The 15,609-nt window shown below is 37.6% G+C and carries 13 protein-coding genes; 6 read left to right on the top strand and 7 right to left on the bottom strand.

Annotation, left to right across the window (positions count from 1 at the left end):
• Positions 1-5 precede the first annotated feature (5 nt).
• The 3 genes from BLT95_RS11085 to uvrC form a co-directional block, all read right to left on the bottom strand.
• Positions 6-1,178, bottom strand: coding sequence for a homogentisate 1,2-dioxygenase (locus BLT95_RS11085; RefSeq protein ID WP_089666227.1), 1,173 nt, complete (start codon positions 1,176-1,178; stop codon positions 6-8).
• A gap of 171 nt (positions 1,179-1,349) precedes the next feature.
• The gene (locus BLT95_RS11080; protein ID WP_089666226.1) at positions 1,350-3,578 is read right to left on the bottom strand and encodes a patatin-like phospholipase family protein; all 2,229 of its coding nucleotides are present in this window, start codon (positions 3,576-3,578) and stop codon (positions 1,350-1,352) included.
• The gene (uvrC, locus tag BLT95_RS11075; RefSeq protein ID WP_089666224.1) at positions 3,579-5,372 is read right to left on the bottom strand and encodes an excinuclease ABC subunit UvrC; all 1,794 of its coding nucleotides are present in this window, start codon (positions 5,370-5,372) and stop codon (positions 3,579-3,581) included. It lies immediately after the preceding gene.
• Between the two features lie 155 nt (positions 5,373-5,527).
• Between uvrC and BLT95_RS11070 the strand changes: the two genes are divergently transcribed.
• From BLT95_RS11070 to BLT95_RS11045, 6 genes are read left to right on the top strand one after another with little or no spacing between them, the layout of a single operon-like run.
• Positions 5,528-5,980: a RimK/LysX family protein gene (locus BLT95_RS11070; RefSeq protein ID WP_089666222.1), complete on the top strand. Its 453-nt coding sequence runs from the start codon at positions 5,528-5,530 to the stop codon at positions 5,978-5,980.
• Positions 5,949-6,821 (top strand): 30S ribosomal protein S6--L-glutamate ligase, encoded by an 873-nt coding sequence (rimK, locus tag BLT95_RS11065; protein WP_089666220.1) that lies wholly within the window; start codon positions 5,949-5,951, stop codon positions 6,819-6,821. Before BLT95_RS11070 ends, rimK begins: the two co-directional genes overlap by 32 nt.
• 3 nt (positions 6,822-6,824) lie before the next feature.
• Entirely contained in the window at positions 6,825-7,820 is a 996-nt protein-coding gene (locus BLT95_RS11060) for a succinylglutamate desuccinylase/aspartoacylase family protein (RefSeq protein ID WP_089666218.1), read from the top strand.
• Complete coding sequence (locus tag BLT95_RS11055; protein WP_089666216.1) at positions 7,807-8,379, top strand: 5-formyltetrahydrofolate cyclo-ligase; 573 nt, start codon at positions 7,807-7,809, stop codon at positions 8,377-8,379. The genes BLT95_RS11060 and BLT95_RS11055 overlap by 14 nt, the downstream gene beginning before the upstream one ends.
• A 53-nt stretch (positions 8,380-8,432) precedes the next feature.
• Entirely contained in the window at positions 8,433-9,890 is a 1,458-nt protein-coding gene (locus BLT95_RS11050) for a PAS domain-containing protein (RefSeq protein WP_089666213.1), read from the top strand.
• Positions 9,891-9,901: 11 nt separating this feature from the next.
• On the top strand, positions 9,902-10,318 hold the full coding sequence (locus BLT95_RS11045) for a response regulator (protein WP_089666211.1): 417 nt from the start codon (positions 9,902-9,904) through the stop codon (positions 10,316-10,318).
• A gap of 36 nt (positions 10,319-10,354) precedes the next feature.
• Here BLT95_RS11045 and BLT95_RS11040 read toward each other — a convergent pair whose 3' ends face one another.
• From BLT95_RS11040 to ileS, 4 genes are all read right to left on the bottom strand, one after another.
• Positions 10,355-10,966, bottom strand: coding sequence for a lipoprotein signal peptidase (locus BLT95_RS11040; RefSeq protein ID WP_089666209.1), 612 nt, complete (start codon positions 10,964-10,966; stop codon positions 10,355-10,357).
• A 43-nt stretch (positions 10,967-11,009) separates the two neighbouring features.
• The gene (locus BLT95_RS11035; RefSeq protein ID WP_089666208.1) at positions 11,010-11,627 is read right to left on the bottom strand and encodes a hypothetical protein; all 618 of its coding nucleotides are present in this window, start codon (positions 11,625-11,627) and stop codon (positions 11,010-11,012) included.
• A 77-nt stretch (positions 11,628-11,704) separates the two neighbouring features.
• Positions 11,705-12,088, bottom strand: coding sequence for a TraR/DksA C4-type zinc finger protein (locus BLT95_RS11030; RefSeq protein WP_089666902.1), 384 nt, complete (start codon positions 12,086-12,088; stop codon positions 11,705-11,707).
• A gap of 4 nt (positions 12,089-12,092) precedes the next feature.
• Positions 12,093-15,497 (bottom strand): isoleucine--tRNA ligase, encoded by a 3,405-nt coding sequence (ileS, locus tag BLT95_RS11025; RefSeq protein ID WP_089666206.1) that lies wholly within the window; start codon positions 15,495-15,497, stop codon positions 12,093-12,095.
• Between the last annotated feature and the right edge of the window lie 112 nt (positions 15,498-15,609).

Here is a 15,609-nt window from a genome sequence, read left to right as displayed (position 1 = left end):
TCATGTTAATGATCGTGTCCATCTTCCAACCATGACTTATGGTAGGTTTCATCGGCAATTTCCATCGCATCTTCGGTAAGCTTTAATGGCTTAAATGTATCTACCATCACCGCAAGTTCTTCAGTTTCCACCTGGCCAATACTTCGCTCTACAGCTCCGGGATGCGGACCATGAGGAATACCCGCAGGATGCAATGAAATATGGCCTGCTTCAATATCATTTCTGCTCATAAAGTCGCCATCTACATAATATAACACCTCATCGCTATCAATATTACTATGACTATAAGGTGCCGGGATACTTTCCGGATGATAATCATATTTTCTGGGGCAAAAACTACAGACCACAAAAGCATCTGTCTCAAAAGTCTGGTGCACCGGTGGTGGCTGATGTATTCTACCCGTTATAGGCTCAAAATCATGAATGGAAAATGCATAAGGATAATTATACCCGTCATACCCCACTACATCAAATGGATGCGTAGCATAGACCATATCGAAAATCTTACCCTGCTTTTTGATCTTAATTAGGAAATCTCCTTTTTCATCATTTGTTTCCAACTCGTGTGGCTGCCTAAGGTCTCTCTCACAAAAAGGTGAATGCTCCAGCAACTGACCAAACCAGTTTCGATATCTTTTTGGAGTATAGATAGGTCTTCTGGATTCTACTATAAAAAGACGATTGTCTTCATCATCGAAATCCATTTTATAAATAGTTCCCCTGGGAATCAAAAGGTAATCGCCATATTTAAAATCGATATTACCTAAATGCGTTCTCAACTTTCCTTCTCCTTTGTGGATGAAGATCAATTCATCTGCATCTGAATTTTTATAGAAATAATCATCTGTAGAACCCTGAGGAGACGCTAAGATGATATCACAATCTGAATTTGTCAACACCGGCTTACGGCTTTGCAAATAATCTGGATGCGGTGTGATTTGAAAACCTTTAAATCTATAAGATTTTAAATTATTATCTACTGCAATTTTTGGAGTTACATCATAACTACCCTTGATCTCTTTTACCTGAGTTGGGCGGTGTTCATGATAAAGATTGGAAGACATTCCGTCAAAACCAATAGTCCCAAATAATTGCTCATAATAGAGGCTGCCATCAGGTTTTCTAAAAATCGTATGGCGCTTATGTGGAATTTTACCAAGTTTATGATAAAAAGGCATAATAAGTTGTTTTTAAATCGACCTAAAATTCACGAATCTTTAAAAGATTGAGATAAAATCGACTTTATTTTTCGATTTATACAAATATCATGAAAATTAACCGAAACAATCTTAAAACTAGTCTAAAAACTAGTGTTGAAAAGATAAAATATTATGGTTAAGAAAAATACCCTAAAACCAGAAACCGAGACTAAAAAACCAGAAACTCTCTCTAATTTCCGGAGAATATGAATATTTCACCTCCAATGGCCCCATAAAAGTATCAATCCCATAACCCAGGGCATAACCTGTATAATCTGGCGTGCTAAACCAATTCCCTGATGTATAAAGCCTGTCCTCTACATTCGCAATATTGGCACTGGCGATTACATGATTCTTTCGGAAGATCTGGTAGTCCACTTCCAGGAGCGCTTTTATATAGCTATCTCCAGAAATACTTAAGAAATCATATCCATAGAAAGGTTTTATGTTATTGATAAAGTCATTCCCATATCCCCCTAGAAAAAAATCCAGCACCTCGGTGCCATCATTCCCGATTTTAAATCCGGTTTCCGTAGAAATTCGGGTAGTTAAATTATTAAAAGGTGTTACTGCATAACCAATAGCGCCTTTAGCGATAGAAAATTCCGCGAAATTATCATTAAAGTCTGAAGAGTAAAGATATAAATGAAAATCTCCGGTAAAGCTTAGACCTTTGGTTGGAAAATACTTACTATCATAAGAATCGAACCTTAAATATCCAAAAGCACTGCCGTAATGACTATTGTCAAAAATTAATTCGTTATCAACATTACTTTGATCATTAAAAGTCCTGCTGCTTAGTTTAAGATATTTATGCTCAATTCCGGCTCCAATTGAAAATACCTGCTGAAAAAGGGTTTCAGCATAAAACTGATTGGTAAAATCTTTAAAATCTACCCCTAGTTCCCTGATAGATTCAAGCCCATCCAGCCCATCATCATTACCAATCCTGGTAAGATCTATATCTTTTTCAAATGTATTGTAACGCGAATTCACCCCTACACTCCAGTAATAGCCCTTATCCAGGTAATAATTAAAATTATACCTAAGATTGTCGCCCACAATAAAGTCTATTGAAGCAACATCGTTGGTAAATAGCAGACTCTTACGTGTTAGATTTACAAGGGCGCCACTTCTATAAAGCTCGTCATAATGCAAACCAAGCCTAAGCAGCATCTTATTTTGACTTTCCTCCATTTGCATAGCCAGAATATAATTCCCTTCATCATCGTCAGGAATTAACTGATAATTGATCCTTTCAAAATTCCCGGTTGCTGAAAGGTTGTTCAATCCAATATTAAGATCATCAAAATTATACGGCTCGTCATAATCCAGTTTTAATTTCCCCTGCACATAAGCCCTGGGATACGTATTGTTCCCTTCCAGTGTAAGCGCACTAATATTGAAGGTGTCAATTTTTTTAATGCCTTTTCTTACATATTTTTCAGTCTTATCATTAGAAAGTTTTCTCAGCTCAGGTAACTTCTCCAACGCAGCCACTCTTCCTGAATCTATAATAGCGTTTCCAGCTTCAAAAGACATTACCGAAAATGGACTAATATCAGGTTTGATATAAATATCAGTTAGCGGGATTTTATCTTTCATATCGTTTATCGTGCGGAAATTGCTTATTTGAGACATGATCTCAAATACATTTTTCAATTTTTCACGTTGTACCAAACTATCCTGCACATCTACACCTATCACAATATCTGCGCCCCTTCTTTTTAGTTCTTCCACCGGGAAATTGTTAGCCACACCACCATCAGTAAGTAATTGATCATTAATTTTAACAGGGCTAAGTAGTGTTGGAATCGCTCCACTTGCAGAAATTGCTTTCGCCAGTGAGCCTTCATCGAGAATCACAGCCTCTCCGGTTTCTACATTGGCGGCCACACAAAAAAAAGGAATTGGCAGTTTGCTGAAATCATCCACATCACTTACATGGATAGTAAGCCGGGACATCAAATTATAAATATTCTGGCCCTTGAAGAGACCGGAGGGAAAAGAAATATCAAAGTTATCGAAGGGTAAGGTGATCGCGTATTTTTCAGAATCTTCCTTTTCATAAAATGTTTTGGCCCTCCTGGGAAGGTTATCCTGAATAAGGATCTCAAAATTTGTCTTTCTAAAGATCGAGTCCAAATCTTTGGCAGAATAGCCCGATGCATACAAGCCCCCAATAATGGCACCCATACTGGTGCCGCCAATATAATCTATTTTAATCCCCTCGTCTTCCAGGATTTTCAGCACTCCAATGTGTGCCAAACCTTTTGCTCCTCCTCCGCTCAAGACCAGACCAATCTTAGGTTCGGTTGCTTCCTGGCTAAAGCCAGATAACGTGAAACTTAGAAATAAAAAGGCTAGAAGTCTTTTCATCTATTCTTTATTATAAAAATTATAAACAATTCCTGCTTTTGAAGTTCCCACCACATCTGCCAATTCATTTAAGGAAGCCTCTTTAACTCTTTTAAGTGATCTAAAATGCTTCAATAATTCAATTACCGTTTTTTCACCTATCCCCTGAATAGATTCCAACTCTGTATTAAGCGCTGTCTTGCTTCTTTTATTGCGGTGAAATGTGATCCCAAATCTATGAGCTTCATTTCTTAACTGCTGAATGATCTTTAAGGTTTCCGATTTTTTATCAAGGTACAAAGGAATTGAGTCTCCCGGATAAAATATTTCTTCCAGCCTTTTCGCAATTCCAATAATCGCGATCTTACCTCGAAGACCTAAATCTTCCAAAGCCTTTACCCCACTGGATAATTGTCCTTTACCACCATCCACAATGATCAACTCTGGCAGATCTTCACCTTCATTTAACAATCTGCGGTATCTTCTAAACACCACCTCTTCCATAGAAGCAAAATCATTTGGACCTTCAACGGTCTTGATATTGAATTTACGATAATCTTTCTTACTTGGTTTCCCGTTTTTAAAAACAACACATGCCGCAACGGGATTGCTCCCCTGTATATTAGAATTGTCAAAACATTCAATATGTCTTGGTTCTTTAGTCAGCCTCAGATCTTCTTTCATTTGAGCCATTACACGGTTCACATGCCTGTCTGGCTCTACGATCTTCATCTGTTTAAATCTTTCCTGGCGGAAGTATTTTGCGTTTCGCCGGGATAATTCCACGATCTTTTTCTTATCCCCTAGTTTAGGCACCGTAATTTTCAATTCTTCCCCAACATCTACCTTAAACGGAACGTATATTTCAGTTGAAGTTGAATTAAATCTCTGCCGAATCTCTACAATAGCCAATTCCAGAAGCTCAAGGTCACTCTCGTCCAGTTTCTTTTTCATTTCTATGGTATGGGATCGAATTATGGCACCGTGTGATAATTGCAAAAAATTCACGTAACCATATCCTTCATCGCTAACAACAGAAAAAACATCTACATTACTAATCTTTGGATTTACTACAGTAGACTTAGACTGGTAATTTTCTAATACATCTATTTTATTCTTTATTCGTTGAGCATCTTCAAATTCCATCTTTTCAGCATGTGTCTTCATCTGATTTCGAAAACGCTGCAAAGAATCTTTAAAATTCCCTTTTACAATCTGGCGTATCGCCTCAATATTGCTGTTGTATTCTTCTTCCGCCTGAAATCCTTCGCAAGGTCCCAGGCAATTTCCCAAGTGATATTCAAGACAAACTTTATACTTCCCGTTCCTTATCTTATCTTCAGCCAGATCATAATTGCAGGTTCTTAATTTATACAACCCCTTAATAAGATCCAGAAGGGTATTTACCGTTTTGAAGCTTGTAAATGGACCATAATATTCACTGCCGTCTTTAATTAATTTTCTGGTAGGAAAAACTCTTGGAAACCTTTCATTTTTGATACAGATCCACGGATAGGTCTTATCATCTTTAAGCATCACATTAAAGCGTGGCTGATGCTTTTTTATAAGGTTGTTTTCCAACAGGAGGGCATCTGTTTCAGAAGCCACCACGATATGCTTAATCTCATTAATCTTCTTAACCATGACACCTATACGATGGCTGTCATGCTTTTTATTAAAATAAGAGGTAACTCTTTTTTTAAGATTTTTTGCCTTTCCAACATAAAGAATCTTCCCGTTCTTATCAAAATACTGATATACTCCCGGGCTGTTGGGCAAAGTCTTTAATTGAACTTCCAAAGCAGGTTTTTCCATTACTTCAAATTTAAAACATAATTAAGAGCCAGATAAACTTTTTTAAAAATGCTATATAAAAAACCTGCTCAGGTATGGATGAATTTAAATAAATAGATAATCTTTGCTTTACTTTGCAAGGTCTTAGGTCTTACGCCTTTTTAGTATATTGCACTATGGAGAAAATCGTAATCGGCAGGTTTGATAAAGCAGACTTTCCTGGTTTACACCTCAAAGATATCGCCGTAAAAATCGATACCGGAGCATACACTTCATCCATACACTGTGAAAATATTGTCGAAAAAGACGATGTTCTTCATTGTACTTTTCTGGATGACGAACATCCTCACTATAACAATAGGGAATTCGTATTCAAAGATTATGATGTTGTATTTGTTCGAAGCAGTAATGGGATTATCCAGAAAAGATATATGGTTCAATCCACTATTAAATTGTTCCATAAGGTATTTAAAATTTCATTGTCTCTTTCAGACCGACAGGAAATGAGATACCCGGTATTGATCGGCAGAAAATTTTTAACCAAAAAATTTATAGTAGACACAGAGTTAATAGATGTGTCTTTTAATAAAAAATTAGATGAAGATAAGAATTCTATCAAGAAACCCTAGACTATATTCAACAAGTAGACTGGTTGAGGCAGCAAAGAAAAGAAATCACGATGTTGAAGTGATAGATCCAATAAAATGTGATCTTATCATAGAAAAGAAAAAGCCTACCATATATTATAAAAATCATTTTCTTGAAGAAACAGATGCTATTATTCCAAGAATTGGTGCCTCTGTCACTTTTTTTGGTACTGCCGTGGTTAGGCAGTTTGAAATGATGGGAACTTTTACCACTACTGAATCACAGGCGCTTGTACGAAGCAGGGATAAATTGAGGAGCCTCCAGATACTATCTAGGGCCAGGCTTGGCCTACCTAAGACGGTATTTACTAATTATTCTAAAGATGTTTCAGAAATACTGGAACATGTTGGTGGTGCGCCCGTAATAATTAAATTGCTGGAAGGTACTCAGGGTCTTGGTGTGGTACTGGCAGAAACTAAAAATGCGGCAGAATCTGTAATTGAAGCTTTTAACGGTTTGCAGGCCAGAGTAATTGTACAGGAATTTATCAAAGAAGCTGGAGGAGCCGATATTCGAGCCTTTGTAGTAGATGGCCAGGTGGTTGGCGCAATGAAAAGACAGGGAAAAGAGGGAGAATTCAGATCTAACCTGCATAGAGGTGGTTCAGCTTCTGTGATCCAGTTAACCGATGAAGAGGAAAATGCCGCAATAAAAGCTGCAAAAGCAATGGCTTTGGGAGTTGCCGGTGTAGACATGCTCCAAAGTAGTCGCGGGCCCTTGATTCTGGAAGTGAATAGTTCCCCAGGATTGGAAGGTATTGAAGAAGCCACGGGAAAAGATATTGCCAAAACCATTATTAGATATATAGAAAGAAACGTCTAGCCTATGCCCCGTATAGACAAGAACAATATTCTTGAAATTTTAGGTGAGAAAGTACTTCCTGGTAAGGGTGCGACAATTAATTTCAATATGGCCAAGCTCTATACTACCACTTCTGTGGAAGTCCCGGTAATTATTGAACGTTCTAAAAAACCAGGACCTGTGGTTCTTCTAACAGCAGGTATCCATGGTGATGAAATTAACGGAGTAGAGATCGTTAGGCAGCTTATCTCCAAAGGAGTGAACAAACCAAGCATTGGGACTATTATCTGCATCCCTATTGTGAATATTTTTGGCTTTTTGAATATGGCCAGGGAGTTTCCAGATGGCAGAGACCTAAACAGGGTTTTCCCGGGAACAAAGAACGGATCCCTGGCTAGCAGATTTGCCTATCAGTTCGTAAAGAAAATACTGCCCATCGCCGACTTTTGTTTAGATTTTCATACAGGTGGAGCTTCAAGATTCAATGCTCCACAAATAAGAGTAAAAAAAGGGGATGAACAGAGTATTAAATATGCTCGCATCTTCAATGCTCCATTTACTATACACTCCAAAACAATTACAAAATCTTACAGGGAAACCTGTTCAAAATTAGGAATTCCAGTATTGCTTTTTGAGGGTGGAAAATCTCAGGACAGCAACAAGGATATCGCAAGATATGGCGTTGAAGGGGCTATGAGAATTTTAAGTCATCTGGATATGCTCAATTCAAAATTCGAGTATCCTGATGTTAAAAAGGAAACAGTGCTTATTGGTAGCAGTTCGTGGTTACGGGCTAAATACAGCGGACTTTTACATGTAAAAATACCCTGCGGGAAACATGTTGAAAAAGGCGAATATATTGCTACAATAACAGACCCTTATGGAAAATTCAGACATAAAATTAGGTCGTCCAGCGAAGGTTATGTTATTAATGTAAATGAATCGCCCATCGTCTACCAGGGTGATGCCATTTTTCATATTTCTATGCAACCAAAAACAGAGGAGCATGCACAAGAGTGACCTCAGAAAAAAGTATAAAGATCTTCGGTTTAAATTAGAAGTTGAAGAAATTGAAAAATTAAGCCTGGAAATTGCAAATAGATCACTTGAACTACCTATCTGGAACTATAGATATTATCACATCTTTTTAAGCATCGCAGAGCAGAAAGAAGTGAATACTGAATATTTATTGCATATACTAAACGGGAAAGACAAGGAAGTGATTATTCCAAAAACTGATTTTGAGAAAGGGGAAATGATAAATTTCCTTTTAACAGATCAAACACTTATAAAAAAAAATAAGTGGAATATTCCAGAGCCGCAAGATGGTATTGAAATTGACCCCAAAAAGCTTGATATTATCTTTATTCCATTACTCGCATTTGACGAAAAAGGACACAGGGTTGGCTATGGAAAGGGATTTTATGATCGGTTTTTAGCCCAATGCAAACCAGATATTATGAAGATTGGACTCTCTTTTTTTGAACCCGTAAAAGATATAGAAGATGTATTTACCAGCGACATCCCGCTAAACTACTGTGTGACACCAGATAGTATTTATAACTTCAAGGCTAAATAATTTTTGTAATCAAACAGTTTATACGTTATTTTTAACCTGAACAAATCTATTAAATGTTAACCGATCTACAGTTAAACAGTATACTGGAAGATTTTGATATTGCCTATTGGAAAATAAACCTGTTTTCTAAAGAGATATCCTGGTCTGATCATTTCAACATCCTGGTAGGAAAGCCAGAGATTGAAGAAGATAGATTTGAGTTCTTCATTAACCATATACTGCATCCCGATTACCGTTACGATTTCAGAATTCATTTTGAAAAACTCATTAAAGAAGATGAGCCTTTTAGCTTTGAAATAAAACTGAAACTGGAAAATGGCAAATACCGGTGGTTTCAATGTAAAAACCAAAATAGTAGAGTTAACAAAGAGTTTAAAGAATCTTCTGTACTGCTTTTTGTAAATATTCATCAAAGCAAAAGAGATCAATACACAATAGAAGAAAATTTCTTTTACTACCGTGAGACTGCTGAAATGACCTCTACGGGTGGCTGGTATGTGGACACCCTGAATAAGAACATTTACTGGGATGATGTTTCTAAGAAAATTATTGACTGTCCCCGCGATTTTCAACCTGCTTATGAAGACCGCATGAACTTCTATGCCGCAGAGCATCATAACAGGATGCGTAATGCGTTTGATAAATGCGAGAATTTTGGTATTCCGTTCAAACTGGAACTTAAAATGATCTCTTTTCGGAATCGCGAATTCTGGGTGAGATTAACTGGAAAACCTGTTTATAATGATGAGCAGGTAGTGATTGGCATTCGTGGCGTGCTTCAGAATATTGATGAAAACAAAAACAATGAATTAAATTTACAGAATTCACTGGATATCATTGCCACACAAAATTCAAGACTTTTCAATTTTGCCCATATAGTATCCCACCATTTAAGATCTCATAGTAGCAATTTAAGCCTCATCGTTGAGCTGTTAAGAGAGTCTAAGACCGATAGGGACAAACTGGATCTTCTGGCTAATGTGGAAGATGTGGCCGGCAACCTGGACTCAGCCATTTCAAGGTTAAATGATATCGTTAGCATCCAGACTTCCCTGCGAAAAGAAAGAGTGAAAATTAAGTTCGAAGAGGCTCTGGAGATCGTTTTAGCATCTATTTCTTCCCTTATTAATCGAGAAAATGCAAAAATCGTCGCTGAATTTCAGGATTTAAAAGAAATTCGCTATATACCTGAGTATCTTGAAAGTATTTTACTAAATTTAATCACAAATGCTATCCGGTATAGACAACCGGGGCGTAAACCAGTCATTTTTATTCAAACCTATATCGAGAACGACCAGGAGTTTCTGGAAGTTAGTGACAACGGAATGGGAATTGACCTCGACGAGTATGGTGATAAGATGTTTGGTATGTACAAAACATTTCACCAGAGTAATTCAGAGGCAAAAGGAATTGGCTTGTTCATTACAAAAAATCAGGTAGATGCACTTGGAGGAAACATATCTGTAAGTAGCACTTTAAATATAGGGACAACATTTAAAATAAAATTCTAGATCTATTTACTATGGGGCAAAAAGTAGAACTAGCGTGTATCATTGATGATGATAAGATATACGTGAATTTAGTTAAGAAGATTATCGAGATCAAAAAGCTTTCAGAAAACTTACTTATTTACAAAAATGGTAAGGAAGCTTTGGATTATTTCAAGAATATCATGGAAACCGCTACCGACGAAGACAAGCTGCCAGATATTATTTTCCTTGATCTGAATATGCCGGTAATGGATGGCTGGGAATTCTTAAATGAATTTATTAAAATAAAGAACAGCTTAAATAAGAAAATCACCTTATACGTGGTTAGTTCTTCTATAGATCCCCGAGATTTGGAAAGAGCGAAGTCTTTCAATCTTGTCACCGATTATCTAATTAAACCCATTGAATTGAAAAAATTCGAAAAAATATTCGCTAAAACTGCCGCTTAAAAACTTAAAAAGGTTTTACTACTCGTCCTACTCGTCCTACTCGTCCTGATCGCTTTTAGGAAAAGCTCTCTTATTAAACACTAAAAGCATCGCTACTCCAATGCTTATTGCTGAATCTGCAATATTGAATACCGGCTCAAAAAAGGTAAAGTATTGTCCACCCCAGAATGGAACCCACTCAGGCAAATAGCCTTTCCACAGAGGGAAATACAGCATATCTACCACCTTCCCGTGAAAAAGGGAGCTATACCCCCCGGCTTCTGGTAAAAAGCTCGCTACATGCCCGTAACTATCATCAAAGATGATCCCATAGAAGACAGAGTCGATGATATTCCCAAAAGCACCCGCAAAAATAAGAGCAATAGAGGTAATTAAGATCTTTGATCCGTTTTTACGAACAGAATCCCATAACCAGTAGCCAATTCCAACAATGGCAACAATACGAAATAGAGTTAAAGCAAGCTTCCCGTACTCCCCAGGGATCTTAGTCCCCCAGGCCATCCCTTCATTTTCCACAAAAAGAATTCTAAACCAGTCAAAAACCTCAATTTCTTCACCTATGGCAAAATTAGTTTTGATATAAATCTTGGAAACCTGATCTATTAAGAGAATCAGTACAATAAGAAATCCGGCTTTTTTAAGGGACATGAATGTATTTTAATTGAAAACGGCTCAAAAATACTAATATTATTTAGTTTTTACGCACCTTAATATCACCGTCTATACTAGTAAGTCTTAGTGGATTTCTACCGGGCATAAAATCTGGAGTTTCAACCTCTCCATTTCTTGAACTTGCATCGATAAGGCCCGAGGTAGTTTCTATCAAAATATTACCCGAATATGTATTAATAGTCGCGGCTCCAGAAAATTCTGTTAGTTTACAATACCCCTGTTTAAGATCGGCATTCACCGATTTAAACTCACCTTTAGCCTCTAAAGAAGCTATATTAGATCTTATATTTATTTCTAAGCCTTCTGGAATTTCCAGGTGAACTTCTAGAGAAAATACTTTATGAGCGCTAAGTTTATCATAGCCACCGGCAAGTTGCTTCGGATAATTTGTATCGATTAGAAGTTCATCTCCGTTTATAGAAGACTCCAGCACTATTTGCCTGAAATATTCTCCTTCTGAATAGGTTTTTATCCTGATCTTAGAGGATTTTACCGAAATAATTCTTACAAGGAAAACCTCATCGGTATTTATCTGGATACTTTTAATATGATGTGCATCGATTATTTCCTGCGTTTCCTTTTGCGAAAAAGAGTTTACAGAAAATAAAAAGACAGCCACGAATATTAAAAATTTCATCTTCATTTTAATCCTGAAACAAAAAACGTCCAGAACCGGTTTTAGGTTTGGACGTTTAAATATATAAATTCTGTTTTTTAACGCTGCATATTCTTAGCTTCGATGCTTAGTGTTGCATGCGGCACTAAAAGCAATCTTTCCTTAGCGATCAACTTTCCGGTTACTCTGCAAACCCCATAGGTCTTATTCTCAATCCTCATCAAAGCATTTTTAAGGTCTCTAATGAACTTTTCCTGACGAATAGCCAATTGAGAATTTGCTTCTTTACTCATCGTTTCACTTCCCTCTTCAAAAGCTTTGAAGGTTGGAGAAGTATCGTCGGTACCGTTATTACCATCATTCTTGTAAGCATTTTGATAATTCTCAAGCTGTTCCTGAGCTTTTTCAATCTTACTTTTGATCAGAGCTTTGAACTCTGCCAAATCAGCGTCGCTGTAACGTTCTTTTACTTCTGTAGACATGGCTTTAATGTTTTTTAATAAACAATCTGGTGGCAATATCGTCAAATTCAACCTCAGCACCTTCATCTACCACCTCTGCAAATTCGAGTGTTGCAGTTAATGTTTCGTTCTTAATATACGTTATATTATCGTTGACGGCATCCTCGATAATACCGTCCTTTTGTAGGGTTACATCAATCGTATCAGTCACTTCGTAGCCCGAATCCTTTCGGAGATTCTGGATCCTGTTTACCAGTTCCCTGGCAACACCTTCCTTCTTTAACTCCGGACTGATACTAACGTCCAGGGCTACCGTTAAGTTACCACTACTGGCAACTAACCATCCTTCAATATCCTGAGAAGAGATCTCTACCTCTTCAAGAGACAATTTAATTAAATTTTCGTTAATCGCTACTTCAATCTCGCCTTCACGCTCGATTTCCGCAATATCTTCAGCACCAAAGTTATTTATCTTATTGACAATCAATTTTATATCCTTACCAAATCTTGGACCAAGAATCCTGAAATTTGGTTTTATTTGTTTTACCAGAAGACCTGAAGCGTCGTCAATTAACTCGATATTCTTCACGTTAACTTCAGATTTAATTAGATCTTCCACCGCCTGGATTTCCTGTTTCTGAGCTTCGTCAAGTACCGGAATCATTACCCTTTGTAAAGGTTGACGCACTTTTATCATTTCCTTCTTTCTCAATGAAAGCACTAAAGAAGAGATGGTTTGAGCTTTTCCCATCTTTCTCTCTAAAGATTTATCAACAAATGCTGGTTCATAAACCGGAAAATCAGCAATATGGACAGATTCAGACTTATCTTTTCCTGTGGCCGCATTCAGATCTTTAAAAAGTCTGTCCATAAAAAATGGTGCTACCGGTGCTCCCAGTTTTGCTATTGTTTCAAGACAGGTATAAAGCGTTTGATATGCTGAAATTTTATCCTGCTCATAATCGCCTTTCCAGAATCTTCTTCTGCTTAATCTTACAAACCAGTTACTCAGGTTCTCCTGAACAAATTCTGAAATTGCCCTGGTAGCTTTTGTAGGCTCATAATCGGCATAGAATTTATCTACTTTTTCAATAAGTGTATGTAATTCTGAAAGTATCCAGCGGTCTATTTCAGGCCTTTTCTCCAAAGCAATATCTGCCTCGGTGTAACTGAATTCATCGATATTCGCATAAAGCGTAAAGAATGAATACGTATTGTATAAAGTTCCGAAGAATTTACGCTGAACTTCCCCGATCCCTTCTATATCAAATTTTAGATTATCCCATGGATTTGCATTCGCAATCATATACCAACGTGTGGCATCTGGGCCATAAATAGAAATAGTTTCAAAAGGATCGGCGGCATTCCCAAGACGCTTGGACATCTTCTGGCCGTTTTTATCTAATACAAGACCGTTAGAAACCACATTTTTATACGCAACATCATCAAAGATCATGGTCGCGATGGCATGCAGGGTATAGAACCAACCTCGTGTCTGGTCTACTCCTTCTGCTATAAAGTCTGCCTTCCGCCACTTATCTTCTACTTTTTCTTTGTTTTCGAAAGGATAATGCCATTGTGAGTAAGGCATAGAACCAGAATCGAACCAAACATCTATAAGATCGGCCTCGCGTTTCATAGGTTTTCCAGATTCTGAAACAAGAGTGATCGTATCTACAACATTCTTGTGAAGATCTACTTTATCGTAGTTCTCTTCACTCATATTTCCAGGCTCAAAACCTTCAAAAATATCCTTTTCCAGAACACCAGCTTCTACCGCTTTTGCCATTTCTTTCTTCAGCTCAGCTACAGAGCCCATCACTTTAACCTCGGTACCGTCTTCAGTTCTCCAAATAGGAAGTGGAATTCCCCAATATCTACTACGACTTAGGTTCCAGTCATTCGCATTTGCAAGCCAGTTTCCAAATCTTCCTTCACCTGTAGATTTAGGCTTCCAGTTGATCGTCTGGTTAAGCTCGTGCATTCTGTCTTTGAATTCAGTCACTTTGATAAACCAGGAATCTAACGGATAATATAAGATAGGCTTATCTGTTCTCCAGCAATTAGGATAACTGTGAACATATTTTTCAACCTTAAACGCCCTGTTTTCTTCTTTTAGCTTGATCGCTAACTCGACATCTACAGATTTCTCGGGAGCCTGGCCATCATCATAGTACTCATTCTTCACATACTTCCCGGCAAATTCACCCATTTCAGGCCTGAATTTTCCCTGGAGATCTACTAACGGAACCAGATTTCCGTTTTGATCTTTTACCAATAAGGGTGGCACTTCCGGAGTTGCCTGCTTAGCAACCAGCGCATCATCTGCACCAAATGTTGGTGAAGTATGAACGATCCCGGTACCATCTTCTGTGGTTACGAAATCTCCAGAAATTATTCTGAACGCATTTTCTGGATTATCATTTGGCAGGGCATATGGTAGCAATTGCTCATACTTTATCCCTACAAGATCTTTTCCTGAAAAGCTCTCCCCTATTAAATATGGAATTTTTTTATCTTCTTTTGCATAAGAGTTCAAATCCTCTTCAGACTCCGCTTTTCTGAACTTCTTATCAAATTGTTTTTCAGCAAGATTTTTCGCGACAACGATTGTTATCGGTTCAAAAGTATACTGGTTATAGGTCTTTACTGTAACATACTCGATCTTAGGACCAACCGTTAGAGCGGTATTAGAGGGCAACGTCCAGGGTGTGGTTGTCCACGCAATAAAGAATAAATGACCGGCCTCATTTTTAAGCCCAGCCGGGAGGCTTTCATCCTTAGCTTTAAACATAGCAGTAACCGTAGTATCGGTCACATCCTGATACGTTCCCGGTTGGTTAAGTTCATGAGAACTTAAACCAGTACCTGCTTTTGGTGAATACGGCTGAATGGTATAGCCTTTATAAATAAGATCTTTTTTATAGATCTCAGATAGCAACCACCAGACCGTTTCCATATATTTGGATTTATAGGTGATGTACGGATCTTCCATATCTACCCAGTAACCCATCTTTTTGGTAAGATCGTTCCAAACATCGGTATAACGCATTACAGCATTCTTACAGGCCTCGTTATACTTTTCTACACTAATTTTAGTACCAATATCTTCTTTGGTAATTCCAAGCTCTTTCTCCACGCCAAGTTCTATTGGAAGACCGTGAGTATCCCAACCTGCTTTTCGTTTTACCTGGTAACCTTTTTGTGTTTTATAGCGGCAAAAAATATCTTTTATAGATCGTGCCATGACGTGATGAATTCCCGGCAATCCATTAGCTGAAGGCGGGCCTTCAAAAAATATGAATGGATCCTTACCTTCACGGGTAGACACGCTTTTTTCGAAAATATCATTTTCTTCCCAATAGTTTAGGATTTCCTCTGCCACCTTGGGCATGTCAAGACCTTTATATTCCGGGAACTTTCTGCTCATTTTCTCCTTTTTTCAAATGATGTGCGAAAATAAGGATTTTTGACAAAAGAAGATATTATTCTAAGGTAAAATGCATGTGTATTTATTCTTTGCTCAAAACTTAAAAAGCTGA

Origin of the sequence: Gramella sp. MAR_2010_147 (assembly GCF_900105135.1) — a bacterium.
GTDB lineage: Bacteria > Bacteroidota > Bacteroidia > Flavobacteriales > Flavobacteriaceae > Christiangramia.
Note: the sequence above shows the minus strand (reverse complement) of the source record. Positions and strands in the feature narration are given on the sequence as shown.

Coding starts and splice junctions, on each gene's coding strand:
- BLT95_RS11040 (WP_089666209.1), bottom strand. CDS start 10,966: ATGTCCCTTAAAAAAGCCGGATTTCTTATTGTACTGATTCTCTTAATA.
- uvrC (WP_089666224.1), bottom strand. CDS start 5,372: ATGGAAAAACCTGCTTTGGAAGTTCAATTAAAGACTTTGCCCAACAGC.
- BLT95_RS11070 (WP_089666222.1), top strand. CDS start 5,528: ATGGAGAAAATCGTAATCGGCAGGTTTGATAAAGCAGACTTTCCTGGT.
- rimK (WP_089666220.1), top strand. CDS start 5,949: ATGAAGATAAGAATTCTATCAAGAAACCCTAGACTATATTCAACAAGT.
- BLT95_RS11030 (WP_089666902.1), bottom strand. CDS start 12,088: ATGTCTACAGAAGTAAAAGAACGTTACAGCGACGCTGATTTGGCAGAG.
- BLT95_RS11055 (WP_089666216.1), top strand. CDS start 7,807: ATGCACAAGAGTGACCTCAGAAAAAAGTATAAAGATCTTCGGTTTAAA.
- BLT95_RS11080 (WP_089666226.1), bottom strand. CDS start 3,578: ATGAAAAGACTTCTAGCCTTTTTATTTCTAAGTTTCACGTTATCTGGC.
- BLT95_RS11085 (WP_089666227.1), bottom strand. CDS start 1,178: ATGCCTTTTTATCATAAACTTGGTAAAATTCCACATAAGCGCCATACG.
- BLT95_RS11060 (WP_089666218.1), top strand. CDS start 6,825: ATGCCCCGTATAGACAAGAACAATATTCTTGAAATTTTAGGTGAGAAA.
- BLT95_RS11045 (WP_089666211.1), top strand. CDS start 9,902: ATGGGGCAAAAAGTAGAACTAGCGTGTATCATTGATGATGATAAGATA.
- BLT95_RS11050 (WP_089666213.1), top strand. CDS start 8,433: ATGTTAACCGATCTACAGTTAAACAGTATACTGGAAGATTTTGATATT.
- BLT95_RS11035 (WP_089666208.1), bottom strand. CDS start 11,627: ATGAAATTTTTAATATTCGTGGCTGTCTTTTTATTTTCTGTAAACTCT.
- ileS (WP_089666206.1), bottom strand. CDS start 15,497: ATGAGCAGAAAGTTCCCGGAATATAAAGGTCTTGACATGCCCAAGGTG.